The following is a 17,741-nucleotide window of genomic DNA, read 5'->3' on the forward strand; positions in this document are numbered from 1 at the left end:
CATTATGTCACTTGGTCATTATTCCAGTCGTACGTATAGAAACGTTCGTACGTAACCCATTTCATTGCTTCTGGGTCATTGGTCTTAATTCCTTCTTCAAGCATTTCCAACATACGTGCCGTTTGGGAAATGTGGGCGCGCATTGCGTTTAGTTTTTCAGTTTGGACGGCTCGGATATCATTCTCGACATCCGGTTGCCCTAAGTTCTCTTCCGTATCATTGGCAAAAGCGACTGCATGGAACGTAGGGCGATCTACTTCATTGATTTCTCGAAGAGCACGAACGACGGCTCGAGCGGTTGCTTCATGGTCAGGATGAACAGCGTAGCCAGGGTAGAAGCTGATGACTAGTGATGGGTTTAATTCATCAATCAATTCGCGGACCATGTTTTTCATGTCCGTATCGTCTTCGAATTCCAATGTTTTATCACGCAGGCCAAGCATACGAAGATCCGTGATACCCATTGCTTCGGCAGCTTTTTTTAATTCAGCCCGACGGATATCTGGAAGAGTTTCACGGTTGGCGAATTGTGGCTGTCCTAAGTTTCTGCCCATTTCTCCTAATGTCAGACAAGCATAGGTGACGGGGGTTCCTTGTTTTATATAAGAAGTAATCGTTCCAGACACTCCGAAGGCTTCATCATCCGGGTGTGGGAAAATTACAAGTACATGGTTCTCTTCTTTAATCATGGGACTCACTCCTTAGAAGAATTCTACTTACACATTATCCCGTACTACCAGAGATTTTTAAAGCTATTTGATTGTTGACTCTTTCAGATTTTCCTTTTATAGTGAGAGTGGAACAAAAAATCGTTCCGTCACTGAATTCCTTACTAAAGAGGAGAATGATTTATGAGTGTGGTCGTTCTTAACTAATCCATCAATTGGATAACATCTTGTTCAAAACGATGTGCCAAGGCACGTCTGTTTCGTTATGTCGAAAGTAGAGCTGTAATAGATATTCGCTCTCTTTTGCCTGTTGAACAAGAGTGGTTAAGAACGAGCATAAGCGTAGCAGAACGATCAATGAAGCTATGACTGCTTATTCAGTCGTAGCTTTTTTTTATTTGATCCAGTGACGGAACACGTACGTCGCGGCGAGCTTTCCTTAGCTTGTCGCGGCTTTTTTTATTCTTTAAAGTGAAAGGGAGTCTATTATGAATACACGAACATTTGAAACACTAGAGTACAATCAAATAGTGGAGCGTGTCAGCCAATTTGCGATGACCCAGGAGGCTAAGCAATCAATTTTGGAGTTGGAGCCGACAAGAGAACGTCGACATCTGGAACGTTTGCATGAAGAAGTGCAGGAGGCAGTCGCTATTATCAACATCAATAGCCATGTTCCCATCCATAGCCTCGAAGATGTCTCACAGATACTGGATCAAGGTAAGAAGGGGCTCTATATTCGACCATCACAGTTTTCCGCTTTGATTTCTTTTCTTGATCATTGCCAGAAACTGAAACGGTTTATGGCGGATAAAGAGGTTGTAGCTCCTACCATTTACTTGTATGCAGAGTCTATTTCCGATTTATCTTCCCTTGAGGGAGCCATTCAAGAGACGATTCGCCATGGGCAAGTGGATGATTACGCGTCAAAAGAACTGACAAAAATCCGTAAACAAATCGGTGTTAAAGAACAGAGGCGCAAAGAAAGACTGGAGTCCTTGAAGAAGAAGTACCGTACGTCTATGCAGGAATCGCATCCTGTCATGAAGAACGGGCGCTATACACTGCCTATTAAAAGGGAAAATCGTAACAAAGTGAAAGGTACCATCGTCGACCAATCTTCATCTGGTGCAACGCTCTTCATCGAGCCTGCTGAGATGACCGAGGCACAAGAAGAGCTGCATATGCTGAAGATGTCTGAGGAGCAGGAAGTGGAACAGATTCTTTATACTTTGACAGGAGAAGTTCTTGGTCACGAACAAGAACTTCACATTGCGATGGAGACGATGCATCAATATGATCTCTTATTTGCCAGGGCAAAATACAGCCGCTCGATCAATGGCGCAGCACCAGTCTTTTCAGAAGGATTTACAATCGATTTGATCGAGGCTAGACACCCCTTGCTCGGGGAGAACGCTGTTCCGCTTTCGATTAGAATGGGAGAAAGCGAGCAAGCACTTCTGATTACAGGCCCGAATACAGGAGGGAAGACGGTAACGTTGAAAACCGTTGGGCTGCTAGCGCTCATGGCGCAGTCTGGTATTCCTATTCCGGCAGGCGAAGGGAGTCAGCTACCTATCTTCCAGCACGTTTTTGTAGACATCGGTGATGGTCAAAGCCTTGATGAGAACTTGAGCACGTTCAGTTCCAGGCTAGTCAACTTAATCGATATCTTACGCCAGGCTAACGATCATTCGCTCTTATTGTTAGATGAAATAGGTTCTGGAACAGACCCACGCGAGGGGATGGGATTAGCGACAGCGATCCTCGACCAACTATCGGAAAAAGGTTCGACGATTCTTGCTACTACACACTATGGAGAGATGAAGGAATTTGCGGACCAGAAAGAAGGCTTTATTAACGGTGCGATGGAGTTCGATTTGGAAACATTACAACCTACTTATCAATTGCATCTCGGAACATCAGGGAAAAGTCAGGCTTTCGACATTGCACTTAAGTTGGGTTTGCACCCGGATATATTAGAGGAAGCCTATGCTATCTCCTATAATGAAGAAAACAAATTCGATTTAGCCCCTGAGATACTGCAGGCGGATTCTTACAAGCGCCAAGTGTCCATAAACCGTTACGGTAGACCGAAATCATCTCTTAAGAAAGAAAAGGTAAAACCGAAATTCAAGATGGGAGATAACGTCCACATACCTTCAGAAGAGGAAAACGGAATCGTGTACACTGGTCCTGATGCGAAAGGGAATTATCGTGTTCAAGTAAAAGGGGAGAAGAGGACTTACAATCACAAGCGCTTAACACTATCCATTCCAGCGGAAGAACTGTATCCAGAGAACTATGATTTTGATATCCTATTCAAATCGAAAGAATATCGGAAAATTAATAAACAGTTGGACAAAAAACATGTGGAAGGTTTGACGCTCGATGACGAAGAGTAATTGTTCGAAGGAATGGATCCCTCGTGCTATGATATAGACAAATTCATCCTACTGTGAGGTGATCATCATGAAGAAGTGGTGGATATGGATCGGCCTTATCGTGTTGATCGGAATCTTCGCTGTGCCGGAAGCTTATGCCTATTTGACGAAGCGCAACTACGAAAGTGAGGCTGTGGAAGAGATTCCAGACGGATATGAAGTAGCGACATTAGCTGGCGGATGTTTCTGGTGCATGGAGCCCCCTTTTGAAAAGCTGAAAGGCGTCAAGGAGGTCGTTTCTGGATATACCGGAGGAGAGGTTAGAAATCCCTCGTATGAAGAAGTGTCGGCAGGAGGTACCGGACATATCGAATCCGTCCAAGTTTACTACGACCCTGAGGTAGTCTCTTATGACCAGATATTAGACGTATTTTGGCGACAGATTAACCCTACCGACGATGAAGGGCAGTTTGTGGACAGAGGTTACCAATATACTACGGCTATCTTTTACAATAATGAACAACAAAAAGAAATAGCTGAAAAGTCGAAGCAAGCACTGGCTTCCTCCGGGCGTTTTGACCAAGAAATCGTAACCCCGATCAGGGAAGCGGAGGCTTTCTACAAGGCTGAGGAGTACCATCAGGATTATTATAAGAAGAATAAGTTTCGCTATGACTACTATCGTGGCAACTCCGGGCGAGATGACTATTTGGATCGAACTTGGGGAACCGATAGGGAATTAGATTTACCAAAGAAAGAAGCATCATAAAAAAATCCCCCTCATACCGTGTGAGGGGGATTTGTGTGTAAGTCAATATTGTTCCGTTTGTTGCGGGATCGCATCGTTTGCATCCATATCCGAATATCCTACATAACCGAACGTCGCGACTATCAATAATAGAACAGCGAATAGAAATTTCCTCATTACTACTTTCCTCCATTTTACCTAAAACGAAAAAACTCTCAGGCAAAATCCGACAAATGAACTGTTCATCTGTCGTTTTTTGCAATATCCAATCCTTATTGTACGTGGAAACTCCTCTTAATTCAAGGTAATAATCAGAATTATGAAACGAGCTTCAGACCGATGACACCAGATATGATGCACAGTATGAAGAGGAGACGCTTCGCGTGAAACCCTTCTTTAAAGAATAGGATACCAAGTAGGACGGTTCCGACAGAACCGATCCCAGTCCAAATGCCATAAGCCGTTCCTACTGGAAGGTCCAGCAGAGACAAGGATAGAAAGTAGAAACTGACACCACCAGCTGCAATCGCTCCGATTGCAGCGCCCTTTTTCTGAAACCCATCTGATAACTTCAGGAAGAACATCGCTGTCATTTCACCGAATCCTGCGAACAATAAAAATACCCATGCCATGTGGCACCCCTCCTTACGTTGTTTCTTCAGGCGAATTCGTCAGCTTCAAGCCGATGATCCCCACAAGTAAAAGCCCAATAAAAAAGACCTTCCCGGCGCTTGCGCTGTCGCCAAGAAATGTCATACCGATCACTGCTGTACCTGCTGCTCCTATTCCAGTGAATATGGCATACCCAGTACCAACGTCGATTTCTTTCAATGCTTTCGTGAAAAAGAAGAAGCTGATTATAATCAGAACGACCGTTACAATCGAAATAATAGGACGAGTAAAGCCGTCCGACATTTTCAAACCGACGGCCCATCCTACTTCAAACAAAGCTCCGATCAGTAAATAGATCCATGCCATAGAGATCCCCTCCTATGCTTGAATGCCCAGCCAGAAGACTTTCCAGCTTGCTTGTTTTCTCGTTTCAAATACTTCTCTTGGATAAAAGTTTTCTTCTAAAAACAGCCCATCGATCAACGTGTAGAAGGCGCTCGTCATTGTATCAGTGGAAAGGGCGCGCAGCTTACCAGTCTTTTTCCCTTCTTCGAAAATAGGTCGAATAATGTTCGTTAAACATTCTTCTACGAGTAAAAAGACACGTTTGATCTCCTCAGCGAACTCATCCGGAGGGAAGAAAGTGACTCGTTTGAAAAATAATCCTTCCATCGAATTCGATAAGTGAGCCAAGTAGTTTTTATATATTCCGAATAGCTGATCATCTATACTGTCGCTCGTCGGGACATTGATTTCTGTTTGCATGACTTCCATTTCTCTTGCTGCAACATCATCCAATACAGCAGAAAATATCGCTTCTTTTCCTTTGAAATGATTATACAAAGACGGTTTTTTGATCCCTACTAGTTCTGCAATCATGGTAAGACTCGTGTTTTCATAACCATGGTTAGCGAATAGCGAGAGGCTTTCTTCTATAATTCTTTGTCTTGTCATTAGGAACACCTCACATTCAATGACTAACTAACGGTTGTTAGTCTCTATTCTAGCACCACTTAGTACACTTGTCCAGCGGTCAGTATTCGACACGTTTAGTCATTCTGCTAATTGGGAATAGTACTAGTAAAGTACTCATTTTTATACTTTGCCTACTTAAGGAGCGGGATACGTGAATAAATATCGACTAGACCGATTCGAAGGCACTTACGCTATTTTAATCCAGGAACATCCGTACCATAACGAGCTTTCTGTTCTTAAAGAACGGTTAGTGGCCATTGCCCAACCTGGCGATGAGCTTTACATTGATTTCGACGCGATAGGAAACTTAAAGAACATCGAAGTCGTCAAAGCAGATAAGATGGAAAAGGCTTGAGCTAAAAAGCACCGGAGATCCTCTCCGGTGCTTTTTGTATGTTACGACTTAATAATAGTTTTGGTATAATAGCATACAAACAGATGTTCTTTTTGGAGGGTTAGTATGGAGGAGCTATTAGAAGGATTAAATGAGGCCCAGCAGCAAGCGGTCGTATCTACTGAAGGATACATCCGTGTCATCGCAGGTGCAGGTTCTGGCAAGACTCGTGCTTTGACACACCGTTATGCGTTCATCGTAAATGAACTGGGTATCGATCCTGGAAATGTGCTGTCTGTGACATTTACTAATAAAGCATCTCATGAGATGCGTCGTCGTGTGAAGAAGTTGATCGGTGGCGAGCAAGATACTGGATTTATTACAACGTATCATGGTTTTTGTGTGCGGGTTTTAAGAGAGGACATACATCGTCTGTTCTATCCGAAGAACTTCATTATATTGGACGTTGAAGATCAGAAGATTTTATTGAGAGAGATTTTCGAAGATATGGAATTAAAGATGAATGATAAAACGTTCAAACGAATACTGGATAAGATAGGAAAGCTGAAAGGGAATACCCATTATGTGCAGCAGATGATCTTGCGCGGGGAGATGCCTATTCCGGACGATGCTGGTGACTTGGATGGACAGATCATTCAAAGGTACTTGAAGAAGCAGAAGCGAGTATATGGTCTTGATTTCGACGATCTACTTAATTTTGTCTTCGTACTCTTCGAACAGTACAAAGAAGTGTTGGAGAAATGGCAGGATCGTTTATTTTATATCCAAGTCGATGAATTTCAGGATAGCAGCCTGAAGCAGTTCGAACTGGTGAAGAAGCTTTCTCGGAAACACGGTAATTTATTCGTAGTAGGTGACCCTGACCAGACGATCTATGAGTGGCGTGGTGCCGATCCGAAATACATGGTAGATTTCGATCAGTTTTTCGAGGGGACCGAGACGATTTTCTTGAATCAGAACTATCGCTCGACGCCTCAGATCTTGTCACTCAGCAATGCACTAATTAAGAACAATTACTTCCGGGTGGATAAGGATATGGTCACAGAGAATCCAGGCGGGGTGAAAGTGGTCCATTATCACGGCAAGAGTGAAATAGAAGAAGCGCAGTGGATCGTTAAGAGGATGCAGCAGCTTGTTGAGAATGGTGCCGAGTATCGTGATATCGCTGTATTATACCGCGCGAATTACTTATCCCGTTTTATCGAACAAGAACTGATCAGTGCGAATATAGAGTACACGATTTTCGGTGGCTTCAAGTTTTTCGATCGAATGGAAATTAAGGATGCCCTTGCCCACTTACGTATGATCGCTATGGAAGATGATCTATCTTTTTCCCGTATCATCAATGTTCCGAGACGACAAATTGGGAAGAAGAGAATGCAGTTCCTGCGGAAGATGGCAGAGCAGGATGGATTATCTCTTTACGAGACGCTGAAGAAATACATCGACCATGACAGGCTGCGCCGTACGGGAGCACGTTCCTTCATCAATGCTATCGAGACGTTGAAAGAGCAAAAGGACGCCTTGATGGTTTCAGAACTTCTACAAGAGGCCATGCAGCGGACAGGGTATGAGGCGTATCGTAGAGAAGACGGTGATCAGGAGCGCCTGGATAACTTGACCGAACTATTGCATTCCATTGTTCAGTATGAGCAAACATTAGGAGAAGAAATGGAACTAGAAGAATATTTGCAGATGATCAGCTTGTACACCGACGATGATCGGGATGACCAGTTGAACGCTGTCAAATTGATGACCATCCATACTGCGAAAGGCCTTGAGTATCCATATGTGTTCATTGTAGGTATGACAGAGGGTGTGATGCCGAATGTACGAGCACTCCGCGAGCGGAAAGAGAGAGCTCTTGAGGAAGAGCGCCGGCTCGCCTACGTTGCCCTTACACGTGCAGAAAAAGAGTTGTATGTCACCGAGTCAGAAGGATTTCAGAACGGTGGGCAACGGAAATATCCATCTCGGTTCATCTTTGAAGTGGAAGAGGAGTCATTTGAAAGAATTGGCGAAATCGATCAATCGCTGATTGAGGAAGCGAAAGAATATATTCGTGCCTCCCACCATCAAAGCAAGTCTCTGCAAACTTCGGGGTACAACATCGGTGATCGTGTCTCTCATCCTGTCTTCGGTGTGGGTACCATTGAAGACATTGATGAGAAGAAAAATACGTATCGAGTGTTTTTTGATAAAATGAAAACTCCACGTCCGATCAGCCGGAATTTCAAGAAACTCGAAAAAGTGGAAGAGTAATAGAAGGGGAGGGATGGCATGGCTTTTAATATAGAGCCATTTGTTTGGTTCTTGATTGTCTTTACAGGTATATTGGTCGTTCGCTGGATTATAATCGGCACGATGAAGCGTTGGTCGAAGGGGAGTGACAGTAGAACGAGAGTGTTCTATATGGGCAAAGCAATTGTGAATTGGTTGACCATTTACGGTACGCTCATTTATATTCTGTTCTATTTCCGAAGCGCAGTGTGGATGCTCAGCCCGCTCTTTACCATCGGTTCTGAGCCCGTTTCCGTATTTCTAATTCTGATTGCGGTATTAATCATCTTACTTACGAGTCGAATTTCCAGTTTAGTCCGTCGTTATATTTTCCCTGGAGTGTATAAGAGGTATGAGCTGGATCAAGGGGTGCAGTTCACCTTTGATAAAGCCTTCCATTATATCATCATGGTGCTGGCTGTTGTTGTCAGCCTATCGACCGTCGGTTTTGAGCTTAGTGCATTGACGGTGTTTGCTGGAGTAGTAGGTGTCGGTATCGGTTTTGGTATGCAGAACATTGCATCCAATTTCATCTCAGGTATCATTCTTCTGTTTGAGAGACCGATCAAGGTTGGGGACCGCGTAATTGTCAATGACATTATTGGAGATGTGCAGCGCATCAACATGCGGGCGACTGTAATCAAGACGCTCGATAACGAGCATATTATCGTACCGAACTCATACTTCTTAGAAGAACACGTCATCAATAGATCCTACAGCGATAAAGTGATGAGGCTCGTGATGCCGGTCGGAGTTGCTTATGGAAGTGATGTGGAGCTAGTAAGGCAGCTGCTCCTTCAGGTAGCGGAAGACGAAGCGGCAGTTTCGCCTACTGTTCAATCCAAGCCGGAACCGTTCGTCTATTTTAAAGAATTCGGGGATTCATCTTTGAATTTCGAACTTTTTGTCTGGATTTCAGATCCCACTCATGTCATCCGGCTGCGAAGTGCTTTGAATTTCCGTATTGATGCAATTTTTCGGGAAAACCAAGTCGAAATTCCATTTCCACAGCGGGATTTGCACGTGCGCAGTGTAGATGCTTCTATTACGGAACAATGGAATAAGTCGTAAGAAAAAGACAGGCTATGAAGGCCTGTCTTTTTCTTACGGTTCAGATGGAATTGGCGATCTTTAATGTTTTTTGACCCATCTCTTCCCCATTGCCGAAATATTCGATTTGATAGATGACGTCTTCCTCTCCGTTATACCATTCCATATAGAAGGAATCTTCCCTTTCCTCAGCACCAGCGACAGCACCTGAGTTCAAATTAAGTTGGAGGTCCAATTCTTCCAATACATTACCTGGCTCATATACGGTCGTCACTACCAACTTTTCAGAGCCATCAGACTGATATTCGACTTGAGTTTGGTTGTCATTTGTTGCAGCGGAAACCGAAGAAACGGTAAATGGCGTCTCGTCAGGAAGACCTAACTTCGATTGCTGTTCCTCTGTAAGAGATTCCACTCCACTAGCGAACGTATCTGGATAAGTTTCTTTTAAGTCAGTGATTCCAAGATCTTGAGAGGAACAACCAACTAATAGTAAGAATCCAACAAAAAAGAGGATTTTTTTCATATTTTTCTTCCACTCCTTGCCTTAGTCCTCATCATAGTTTAGCAGATGATAAAGGCCAATGAAAAAAATAAAAGAATTTTTGTCGAAAGTGAAACTATTTTTCGTCTGGCTCGTATTATTCTGTAGAGACAATAGATAGATAAATCGACCGGTGAAATGACTGAGGGAAAATCAACAAGAAGGAAGGTACAATTATGGAAGCCATCGAAGTACGTTCATTTCAGGAAAATGATTTTCAAACCGTTCAACAGTTAAACGAAGAAGAAGGATGGAATAACCTCGTAGAAAAAAATGAAGAAACGCTTTGTTCTTGGCTGAATTCTGAGCCTGCACTCATTGCACTGGATGGTAATGAGGTAATTGGGTATTTAAGAGGGCTGACAGACGGTGCCACTACCCTTTATGTATGTGAACTCCTCGTGAAAGAGTCTTATCGTAAACAAGGTATTGCGGAACGTCTCGTGCGCTTAGCCCACGAGTGTTACCCGAGCACAAGAATAGAAATGATAGCGACGCAGCAATCGCAAGGGTATTATGAGAGTCGCGGTTATCGAGCGTTCTATGGTTTCCGTAAAGCATCAGAAGAAATGTAAGGATAGAACCCGGAGCTTCCCAATAGCTTCGGGTTTTTTTATGAATAGTCTCTGGACTGATCTTGTAAATGATGTTCCGCCATAAACGCGATCAGTTCTTCTTCTCTCTCCTTCAGTGGTCTCTGAAGTTTGTGCTCGAATTCGAAGAGAAGTTCTTCATAAATCTCATCATAAGTGAACACGCTATACCTTCTTTCTATATGAATCATCGTGCGAGTGGATGATTTCAAGTGATAGTCGGATACATAATATACATTCTCCTAAAGAAAGGAAATTCCTTTAATCTGCAGTTGTGATAGTCGTGTGGTCCAAAGAGGGCTTAAGGGTTTAAAAAGGGTGATGATTTCCCAAGAGGAAAAGGAGAGTTTTCATTGGTTTAGTCCATACATCTTTGTTAAAATATAACATTTAACCTTAAGACCTGCAAAAATGGATGTGTTGTGTCGATTACTCAGGTATAAACATGATAAAAGAAACCTCCGGATTCCGGAGGTTTCTTTTATCATTGATCAATATAGTGAGCTAACTTAGCGGATACGGAGCGAGGAATAAACTTAGATGCGTACGCAAGGGACTGGTTTGCTGCGCCAGGCACTACGACACGTTTCCCTTTTACAAATCCTAAGAATCCTGCTTTAGCTACTTTGTCAGGTGCCATCGTTGTATTGACGAGCTTCGTATGTTCTGCATTTGCTGTCTTGAAGAAGTTTGTGTCCGTCGCACCAGGACATAGAGTGGTAAACGTGATTCCTGTCCCTTTGTACTCTTCCACTAGAGCTTCTGTAAATGAGAGGACGTAAGCTTTTGATGCGTAATAGACGGCCATTTTAGGACCGGGTTGGAAAGCGGCTGTACTTGCGATGTTCAGAACGCCTTTCGGGATGTCATAGAGTGGAGCAGCTTGAATATCCTCTAGGAAAAGATGTGTTAATTCGGTGAGGGCGTTGATGTTTACTTGAAGCATTTTCTGTTGGTCTAATAATGGCAGTTCACCAAACTGACCATTCAGTCCGAATCCAGCATTATTAATGAGTACTTCTACTGTTAAGTCTAGGTCCTTGACCTTCTGGTACAATACTTCTGCTGCTCCCGGCTCTGCCAAATCTTGCGGGATGACGGTTACCGTCGTTCCTTCAAGCTCCTCTTGCAATTGAGTCAATTTACTCTCTGAACGGGCGACAATGATTAGGTTGTACCCTGCTTTGGCGAAGAGGTGGGAGAATTCATATCCGATCCCACCCGATGCTCCAGTGATTAACGCGGTCGGTTTCATAGGTATCGACGCTCCTTTGCATTATTTGAAATTCTTTCCTACAATTAGAATATAGATTAACTGACAAAGGGACAACTATTAACCCTTAGGTGGCTATTCTATCAAGATTAGTTGTTGACATTATTATCTGAATTTTATAGACTGTTAAAAAGTATTTAGTTGAGTTTAGAAGAGAATGAGAAGAGTATAGTTGAGGTTAGCATAAGGATGAGTTGAGCAGAGTGAGCTTAGGGATAAGGGAGACGTGTACCCTTATAGCCTGGCCGAATTTCCCATATTTTCATCCACACCTTTTATACCCCTCAACGTCTCATTCTCCATCCTAGAAATGGAGAGGTGAGCGTATGACCACATTTGAAACTTTTAAAAGCGATGCCGAGGCGCATCGGACAATTCCTGTAATCCAATCCTTTTACACAGATACATTAACTCCTATTCATATGTTCCATGCTTTGAAAGACGAAGCCGTCTATATGCTGGAGAGCCAAGATCCGGAATCGACTTGGTCGAACTATTCATTTATCGGGCTTGACCCAATGCTTGAAATCAAGCAGCAAGGACAAACGTTCCTCATTGAAGATTTTCATGAGCATACAACTCGTCATGCTTCGAGTTTTCAAGCGGCATTCGAATCTGTAGTAGCTCAGCTGAATGTGAAACAAGCTGACGTCCCACTACCGTTCAAGGGTGGAGGCGTAGGCTATATAAGCTATGATGCAATCTCCGATTTCGAACCGGTCCCAAAAGCAAAAGAGGATCACCTGAACCTTGCGAACTATCATTTGCTGTTTTGCAGGACGCTGATCGTTTATCACCATAAAACGAAAGAGACTACCATCATCGAGTTTGCAAGAGTCGAAGACAATGTAGAGGAAGCTTATCGTCAAGCAGTCAGTAGACTAGAACATGTCCAACACCGTTTGAGGACGAAGTCTCAACTTCCTGATTTGATGTTGACCGGAAATAGTACAACAGAACAGAAACTTTCCTTCACAAGCAATTACGAAAAAGAAACATTCAAGCAAGATGTCGAGACAATTAAAGAATATATTAGGGCTGGTGACGTGTTCCAAGCGGTATTATCCCAACGGTTCCATACTGTTACGGATCGTAGTGGGTTCGAGTTGTACCGAGTATTAAGGAATGTAAACCCATCCCCTTACATGTTCTACTTATCCTTCGGGGAACTAGAGGTGATCGGAAGTTCTCCAGAGCGACTTCTTGAAGTCCAGGACCAGCGCCTTGAGATCCACCCCATCGCTGGAACTAGAAAAAGAGGTTTGACCGTAGAAGAAGACGAAGCCTTAGCAGAGGAACTGTTATCAGACGAAAAGGAGAAAGCCGAACATCGCATGCTTGTAGACTTAGCGCGAAACGATATTGGTCGAGTCAGTGAATTCGGTACGGTGGATGTACCGGAATACATGACGATCGGCAGGTTCTCGAAAGTGATGCACATCATCAGCAAAGTGACTGGTAGGCTGAAGGAAGATGTTTCACCCATTCAAGCATTAGTTTCATCCTTTCCGGCAGGAACGCTGTCAGGCGCACCGAAAGTTCGCGCCATGCAGATTTTAAGAGAGTTGGAACCGACCCCTAGACATTTGTACGGTGGTGGCATCCTTTATCTAGGATTCGATGGCAACATGGATTCATGCATCACCATACGAACCATGACAAAAATCGGTCAAGACGTATACGTTCAGGCTGGTGCAGGAGTCGTAGCAGATTCTGATCCTGAGGCAGAGTTTCAAGAAACGATCAATAAGGCAAGCGCCTTGAAGCAGACAATCGAGTTAGCAGAGCAGGTTTTTGAGACGAGACGAGAAGGAGTGGAGACGAAATGAAACAAGTGCTGAGCCGAGTGGCAGCAGGAGACGAGATGAGTGAACAAGAGGCGTTCGATGCTATGAATGCAATTATGAACGGAGAAGTGACACAAGGGCAGTTGATGAGTCTGTTGAGTGTTCTCAGATTTCGCGGGGAGACCGTAGATGAAATGACAGGATTTGTCCGTGCTATGCGTGCCAATATGACAAAGCTTCCTATTCAAGATGATGAGGTTGTTGATACTTGTGGAACGGGTGGCGACGGAGCATCAACGTTCAATGTGTCGACAACCGTTTCGCTTGTGCTTGCAAGCATGGGCGTCAAAGTCGCCAAGCACGGAAATCGCAAAGTATCCTCTACGAGCGGAAGTGCTGATGTATTAGAAGCATTAGGCATCCCAGTCGATACTACTCCAGAACAAGGTGCGAAGGCTCTGAAGGAAAAAGGGATGACATTCTTGTATGCTCCCCTTTATCATCAAGCAATGAAACACGCTGGTCCTGCAAGACAGGAACTCGGTTTCCGTACCGTGTTCAACCTGCTTGGTCCAATGTCTAATCCGGCAAATGCCAAGCGCCAGTTGATCGGTATTTACGATACAAACCACGCAGAGAAGATGGCAGAAACCCTTCACCAATTAGGATCGAAGCATGTTCTCCTCGCAACCGGCCGAGATGGACTTGATGAAATTACGATGACAGGACCTACTGACTTGGTTGAACTGAAAGACGGTGTCATTGAGAGGTTTACGGTTACGCCGGAAGAACTTGGTTTGAAACGAGGAAAGCTCGAAGATATCCAAATCAACACTAAAGAAGAGAGTGCATTAATGATCTCTCAAGTCATAGCAGGAGAAGCAAACGACAGTGCAAGCACTATCGTCATCATGAATGCAGCCGCAGGTCTGTACGTAGCTGGGAAGGTTGCGACCTTGAAAGAGGGAGTAACCGCAGTTCAAGAAGCGATTCGTGAAGGTGTTGTGCAGCGATTTGTAAATTCGATGGTCGAAGAAAAGGAGAATCGTCAGTATGCTTGATAAGATTTTAGCTGTGAAAAAGCAAGAAATAGAACGACTATACTTACCTGAAGAACAAACCTTTAAAAAACATTCCCTATATCATGCTTTAGCCGATTCACCATACAAAGCAGGCTTGATTGCAGAAGTGAAGAAAGCTTCCCCTTCTAAAGGAATTATCCGGGAGGACTTCAACCCTGTTAAGATCGCGCATGATTACGATAAGGCAGGCGTGCAGGCTATATCCGTTCTTACAGATCAGCACTTTTTCCAAGGGCATCGGGATTTCCTGACAGACATTAAGAAAGTCGTCGGTGTTCCGGTGATGAGGAAAGACTTTATCATTGAATCCATTCAAGTGGTGGAAAGTGCGCTGATCGGAGCAGACGCAATCCTACTGATCGGAGAGGCACTTGAACCTGAAAAACTACACGAGCTGTATGAGCAGGCTTATGAACTGGGACTTGAAGTATTAGTTGAAGTGCACAGTGAAGAAACATTGGAAAACGTCCTTTCTCAATTCACGCCGAAGATCTTAGGTATAAATAACCGCAACCTCCACACCTTTGAAACGAAGCTTTCCCAAACGGAGCGAATGGCTGCTCTTGCACCGAAAGAGTCGCTGCTTGTTTCGGAAAGTGGAATCTTCTCATATGAAGATGTGGAAAAAGTCAGTCGGTACGGCGCCAAGGGTGTCTTGGTCGGAGAGTCTCTGATGCGAAAGGAGAACTTGCATGATGCGGTCCAACAACTAATGACAGGAGTGTATGTACCGTGAAAGAACCGATTGTAAAGCTATGTGGGAACCGTTCCCTGTCAGACCTTACAAAAACGGCGTCTTCTAGTGCGACGCACATAGGATTCATTTTTGTGAAGCGAACCAAGCGTTATGTAAGACCGGAACAAGTAGGTCGCTGGCTGAAAACCGTAAGGCCGAACCAAAAGCTGGTCGGCGTATTTGTAGATCCTACCATCAGTGAAATAGAAGAGGTACTACGTTTTGTGCCGCTTGATGTCATCCAACTCCATGGCAAAGAAACAGTAGGGACCTTGTTGAGTGTGAAAGAAGCTACCGGCCTACCCGTTTGGAAGGTTATCCATCACGAACAAGACGGGGAGAAACAGATGGATATCTTCCAAGGGGTTGCAGATGGATATGTGATTGATTCCAAAGTGAAAGGTGCAGATGGAGGAACGGGCGTTAAATTTGATTGGGAAGCCGTCCCGAAATATAAGAAGATTGCGCATGAACAGGATGTACCTTGTCTGATCGCAGGAGGTATCAATCCAGGGAATGTGGCGGACTTATTGTCTTATGAGCCGGATGGTATCGACCTATCGAGCGGAAGCGAGACATACGAACAGAAAGACCTAGCGAAGATTCAAGCAATCATGAAAGAGGTGGAACGAAATGTTGCAAGTATTTCCTGATATCAAAGGACGTTTTGGAGATTTCGGCGGTAAATATGTTCCGGAAACATTGATGGGACCGCTACAGGAGTTAGAGAGTGCACTGGACGAAGCGATGGAAGATGAGGCATTTCTGAAAGAGTACCATCACGTACTCCAAGAATATGCAGGTCGTCCGACAGCCCTGACCTTTGGTGATAAAGTCACCAAGCATCTTGGAGGCGCCAAAATATACTTGAAGCGAGAAGATTTGAATCACACAGGTGCGCACAAATTGAATAACGCAATCGGTCAGGCTTTATTGGCTAAGCGGATGGGCAAACAGAAAATCATTGCCGAAACTGGTGCTGGTCAGCACGGTGTAGCTTCTGCAACGGTTGCAGCGAAATTCGGATTAGAATGTAAGGTGTTCATGGGGGAAGAGGACATTCGCCGTCAAGAACTGAACGTGTTCCGGATGAAGCTTCTCGGTGCAGAAGTTATCCCTGTTTCGAGTGGAAACGGTACGTTGAAAGACGCAACGAACGAAGCGATCCGGTACTGGGTCGCAAATTGCGAGGATCATTTCTATTTAATCGGATCTGTCGTCGGTCCGCATCCTTACCCTCGGATGGTACGTAACTTCCAACGCGTGATCGGAGACGAGTCACTTAGACAGTTTAAAGAAGTAGAACCTGCTTTACCTGCTCGCATTTATGCATGCGTAGGCGGAGGAAGTAATGCGATGGGAATGTTCTATCCTTTCTTAGAGAAGGAGGTAGAACTTGTCGGTGTAGAAGCTGCTGGAAAAGGTATTGATACACCGGAACATGCCGCTACACTATCAAAAGGGACACCAGGCGTTATTCACGGTTCCTTAACTTACCTGATGCAAGATGAGAATGGTCAGATCACGGAACCTTATTCCATCTCAGCAGGCCTCGATTATCCAGGCATTGGACCAGAGCATGCGCATCTGTTCCAGTCGAAACGGGTCCGTTATGAGGCTATTACCGACCAAGAAGCCCTTGATGCGTTAAAACTTCTGACCGAAACAGAAGGGATCATTCCTGCTATCGAGTCTGCTCACGCACTGGCGCAGGCTTTCAAGGAAGTACCTCACATGTCAGAAGAAGAAACGATTTTAATCAATGTGTCTGGAAGAGGAGATAAAGATATGGCCACTCTTATGGAGCACTTTAAGGAGGAGGTCGACCATGCTCACTAAAACGGCCTTTCAAGGCAAAGTAACGAAGACGAACCAATTATTCATTCCTTTTGTCGTCGCAGGAGACCCAAGTCCTGAAATGACGATTGAGTACGCTCTCCGTCTGCAAGAGCAAGGCGCAGACATCTTGGAGTTAGGCGTTCCTTATTCGGATCCGCTCGCAGACGGACCAACCATTCAACGTGCGGCCAAGCGTGCGCTGAAAGCAGGAATGAGCCTTCGGAAAGCGATTGAATTAGTACCGGAAATGCGTAAGCAAGGAGTGGAGATTCCTGTTGTGATTTTCACTTATTACAATCCTGTGCTGCAAATTGGTCACGATGCTTTCTTTGACCTGTTAGAAGCAAATGGAGTAGAAGGGGTGCTCATTCCAGATCTGCCATTTGAAGAAAGCGAAGAAGTACGGAACTTGGCTGATGAGAAGGCAATCGAGTTCATCTCGCTCGTCGCGCCAAATTCAGAGGAGCGGATCAAACAGATTGCAGAACAAGCGAAAGGTTTCTTATACTGCGTTTCTACCCTTGGCGTAACAGGTGAGCGTAATGAGATGAATGCGGAAGCCTTGAACTTTATTAAAGAAGTAAAAGCGTACAGTCCTGTGCCAGTAGCTGTAGGGTTCGGCATTTCGAATTATGAACATGTGAAACTCGTAAACGATCATGCCGATGGTGTCATTATAGGAAGTAAAATTATCCGAGTTATAGAATCCGGTCTCGAAAAGGTAGAAAACGATGCGAAAGAAGAGGCATTGCAAGACTTTTCAAAGGAAATCAAACAACTGATGAACGGTTAACGAGCAGAGAGGAGCTGAGCAG

The 17,741-nt window shown here is 44.3% G+C and carries 19 protein-coding genes; 12 read left to right on the top strand and 7 right to left on the bottom strand.

The window, feature by feature from the left end; all coding sequences use genetic code 11:
* Positions 1 to 2 precede the first annotated feature (2 nt).
* The gene (gene bshB2 / locus E4663_RS02840) at positions 3 to 689 is read right to left on the bottom strand and encodes a bacillithiol biosynthesis deacetylase BshB2 (protein ID WP_135326623.1); all 687 of its coding nucleotides are present in this window, start codon (positions 687 to 689) and stop codon (positions 3 to 5) included.
* A 467-nt stretch (positions 690 to 1,156) separates the two neighbouring features.
* On the opposite strand from bshB2, the gene E4663_RS02845 reads away from it, so the two are divergent.
* Positions 1,157 to 3,073: an endonuclease MutS2 gene (locus E4663_RS02845; RefSeq protein WP_135326624.1), complete on the top strand. Its 1,917-nt coding sequence runs from the start codon at positions 1,157 to 1,159 to the stop codon at positions 3,071 to 3,073.
* 67 nt (positions 3,074 to 3,140) lie between these two features.
* Positions 3,141 to 3,821 (top strand): peptide-methionine (S)-S-oxide reductase MsrA, encoded by a 681-nt coding sequence (gene msrA / locus E4663_RS02850; protein ID WP_135326625.1) that lies wholly within the window; start codon positions 3,141 to 3,143, stop codon positions 3,819 to 3,821.
* A 296-nt stretch (positions 3,822 to 4,117) separates the two neighbouring features.
* Here the strand turns inward: msrA and E4663_RS02855 are convergent, their stop codons facing one another.
* The 3 genes from E4663_RS02855 to E4663_RS02865 are packed head-to-tail and all read right to left on the bottom strand — an operon-like array spanning position 4,118 to position 5,366.
* Complete coding sequence (locus tag E4663_RS02855) at positions 4,118 to 4,432, bottom strand: DMT family transporter (RefSeq protein ID WP_135326626.1); 315 nt, start codon at positions 4,430 to 4,432, stop codon at positions 4,118 to 4,120.
* A 13-nt stretch (positions 4,433 to 4,445) separates the two neighbouring features.
* The gene (locus tag E4663_RS02860; RefSeq protein ID WP_079479324.1) at positions 4,446 to 4,778 is read right to left on the bottom strand and encodes a DMT family transporter; all 333 of its coding nucleotides are present in this window, start codon (positions 4,776 to 4,778) and stop codon (positions 4,446 to 4,448) included.
* Between the two features lie 12 nt (positions 4,779 to 4,790).
* On the bottom strand, positions 4,791 to 5,366 hold the full coding sequence (locus E4663_RS02865) for a TetR/AcrR family transcriptional regulator (protein WP_079479325.1): 576 nt from the start codon (positions 5,364 to 5,366) through the stop codon (positions 4,791 to 4,793).
* A gap of 172 nt (positions 5,367 to 5,538) precedes the next feature.
* On the opposite strand from E4663_RS02865, the gene E4663_RS02870 reads away from it, so the two are divergent.
* From E4663_RS02870 to E4663_RS02880, 3 genes are all read left to right on the top strand, one after another.
* Complete coding sequence (locus E4663_RS02870; RefSeq protein ID WP_079479326.1) at positions 5,539 to 5,742, top strand: hypothetical protein; 204 nt, start codon at positions 5,539 to 5,541, stop codon at positions 5,740 to 5,742.
* 105 nt (positions 5,743 to 5,847) lie between these two features.
* Positions 5,848 to 8,004, top strand: coding sequence for an ATP-dependent helicase (locus tag E4663_RS02875; RefSeq protein WP_135326627.1), 2,157 nt, complete (start codon positions 5,848 to 5,850; stop codon positions 8,002 to 8,004).
* An 18-nt stretch (positions 8,005 to 8,022) separates the two neighbouring features.
* Positions 8,023 to 9,093: a mechanosensitive ion channel family protein gene (locus tag E4663_RS02880; protein ID WP_079479328.1), complete on the top strand. Its 1,071-nt coding sequence runs from the start codon at positions 8,023 to 8,025 to the stop codon at positions 9,091 to 9,093.
* A 40-nt stretch (positions 9,094 to 9,133) separates the two neighbouring features.
* On the opposite strand, the gene E4663_RS02885 is transcribed toward E4663_RS02880, so the two are convergent.
* On the bottom strand, positions 9,134 to 9,598 hold the full coding sequence (locus E4663_RS02885) for a hypothetical protein (protein ID WP_079479329.1): 465 nt from the start codon (positions 9,596 to 9,598) through the stop codon (positions 9,134 to 9,136).
* 194 nt (positions 9,599 to 9,792) lie between these two features.
* Between E4663_RS02885 and E4663_RS02890 the strand changes: the two genes are divergently transcribed.
* Positions 9,793 to 10,191: a GNAT family N-acetyltransferase gene (locus E4663_RS02890; RefSeq protein WP_135326628.1), complete on the top strand. Its 399-nt coding sequence runs from the start codon at positions 9,793 to 9,795 to the stop codon at positions 10,189 to 10,191.
* A gap of 38 nt (positions 10,192 to 10,229) precedes the next feature.
* On the opposite strand, the gene E4663_RS02895 is transcribed toward E4663_RS02890, so the two are convergent.
* On the bottom strand, positions 10,230 to 10,421 hold the full coding sequence (locus E4663_RS02895) for a hypothetical protein (RefSeq protein ID WP_135326629.1): 192 nt from the start codon (positions 10,419 to 10,421) through the stop codon (positions 10,230 to 10,232).
* A 272-nt stretch (positions 10,422 to 10,693) separates the two neighbouring features.
* Positions 10,694 to 11,464, bottom strand: a complete 771-nt coding sequence (locus tag E4663_RS02900; protein WP_135326630.1) for an SDR family NAD(P)-dependent oxidoreductase — start codon at positions 11,462 to 11,464, stop codon at positions 10,694 to 10,696.
* 344 nt (positions 11,465 to 11,808) lie between these two features.
* Between E4663_RS02900 and trpE the strand changes: the two genes are divergently transcribed.
* Genes trpE through trpA form a run of 6 tightly spaced genes read left to right on the top strand, consistent with a single transcriptional unit; the run spans position 11,809 to position 17,719 of the window.
* A complete protein-coding gene (gene trpE / locus E4663_RS02905) occupies positions 11,809 to 13,311 on the top strand; it encodes an anthranilate synthase component I (protein WP_135326631.1) in 1,503 nt (500 codons plus the stop codon).
* Positions 13,308 to 14,330, top strand: coding sequence for an anthranilate phosphoribosyltransferase (gene trpD / locus E4663_RS02910; RefSeq protein ID WP_135326632.1), 1,023 nt, complete (start codon positions 13,308 to 13,310; stop codon positions 14,328 to 14,330). Before trpE ends, trpD begins: the two co-directional genes overlap by 4 nt.
* Positions 14,323 to 15,087 carry an indole-3-glycerol phosphate synthase TrpC gene (trpC, locus tag E4663_RS02915; protein WP_135326633.1) on the top strand — a complete coding sequence of 255 codons (765 nt, stop codon included), beginning with the start codon at positions 14,323 to 14,325 and terminating at the stop codon, positions 15,085 to 15,087. The genes trpD and trpC overlap by 8 nt, the downstream gene beginning before the upstream one ends.
* On the top strand, positions 15,084 to 15,740 hold the full coding sequence (locus E4663_RS02920) for a phosphoribosylanthranilate isomerase (RefSeq protein ID WP_135326634.1): 657 nt from the start codon (positions 15,084 to 15,086) through the stop codon (positions 15,738 to 15,740). The genes trpC and E4663_RS02920 overlap by 4 nt, the downstream gene beginning before the upstream one ends.
* Positions 15,724 to 16,926: a tryptophan synthase subunit beta gene (gene trpB / locus E4663_RS02925; RefSeq protein ID WP_135327554.1), complete on the top strand. Its 1,203-nt coding sequence runs from the start codon at positions 15,724 to 15,726 to the stop codon at positions 16,924 to 16,926. The genes E4663_RS02920 and trpB overlap by 17 nt, the downstream gene beginning before the upstream one ends.
* Positions 16,916 to 17,719, top strand: a complete 804-nt coding sequence (trpA, locus tag E4663_RS02930) for a tryptophan synthase subunit alpha (protein WP_135326635.1) — start codon at positions 16,916 to 16,918, stop codon at positions 17,717 to 17,719. The genes trpB and trpA overlap by 11 nt, the downstream gene beginning before the upstream one ends.
* Positions 17,720 to 17,741: the final 22 nt, after the last annotated feature.

The organism is Halobacillus salinus (assembly GCF_004684905.1).
Lineage (GTDB): Bacteria > Bacillota > Bacilli > Bacillales > Halobacillaceae > Halobacillus > Halobacillus salinus.

What these genes read in the sequence shown, in the direction of transcription:
- E4663_RS02890 (WP_135326628.1), top strand. Translation starts at nt 9,793, where the DNA reads ATGGAAGCCATCGAAGTACGTTCATTTCAGGAAAATGATTTTCAAACC.
- E4663_RS02875 (WP_135326627.1), top strand. Translation starts at nt 5,848, where the DNA reads ATGGAGGAGCTATTAGAAGGATTAAATGAGGCCCAGCAGCAAGCGGTC.
- msrA (WP_135326625.1), top strand. Translation starts at nt 3,141, where the DNA reads ATGAAGAAGTGGTGGATATGGATCGGCCTTATCGTGTTGATCGGAATC.
- E4663_RS02865 (WP_079479325.1), bottom strand. Translation starts at nt 5,366, where the DNA reads ATGACAAGACAAAGAATTATAGAAGAAAGCCTCTCGCTATTCGCTAAC.
- E4663_RS02900 (WP_135326630.1), bottom strand. Translation starts at nt 11,464, where the DNA reads ATGAAACCGACCGCGTTAATCACTGGAGCATCGGGTGGGATCGGATAT.
- bshB2 (WP_135326623.1), bottom strand. Translation starts at nt 689, where the DNA reads ATGATTAAAGAAGAGAACCATGTACTTGTAATTTTCCCACACCCGGAT.
- trpA (WP_135326635.1), top strand. Translation starts at nt 16,916, where the DNA reads ATGCTCACTAAAACGGCCTTTCAAGGCAAAGTAACGAAGACGAACCAA.
- trpE (WP_135326631.1), top strand. Translation starts at nt 11,809, where the DNA reads ATGACCACATTTGAAACTTTTAAAAGCGATGCCGAGGCGCATCGGACA.
- E4663_RS02855 (WP_135326626.1), bottom strand. Translation starts at nt 4,432, where the DNA reads ATGGCATGGGTATTTTTATTGTTCGCAGGATTCGGTGAAATGACAGCG.
- E4663_RS02885 (WP_079479329.1), bottom strand. Translation starts at nt 9,598, where the DNA reads ATGAAAAAAATCCTCTTTTTTGTTGGATTCTTACTATTAGTTGGTTGT.
- E4663_RS02845 (WP_135326624.1), top strand. Translation starts at nt 1,157, where the DNA reads ATGAATACACGAACATTTGAAACACTAGAGTACAATCAAATAGTGGAG.
- trpC (WP_135326633.1), top strand. Translation starts at nt 14,323, where the DNA reads ATGCTTGATAAGATTTTAGCTGTGAAAAAGCAAGAAATAGAACGACTA.
- E4663_RS02860 (WP_079479324.1), bottom strand. Translation starts at nt 4,778, where the DNA reads ATGGCATGGATCTATTTACTGATCGGAGCTTTGTTTGAAGTAGGATGG.
- trpD (WP_135326632.1), top strand. Translation starts at nt 13,308, where the DNA reads ATGAAACAAGTGCTGAGCCGAGTGGCAGCAGGAGACGAGATGAGTGAA.
- E4663_RS02880 (WP_079479328.1), top strand. Translation starts at nt 8,023, where the DNA reads ATGGCTTTTAATATAGAGCCATTTGTTTGGTTCTTGATTGTCTTTACA.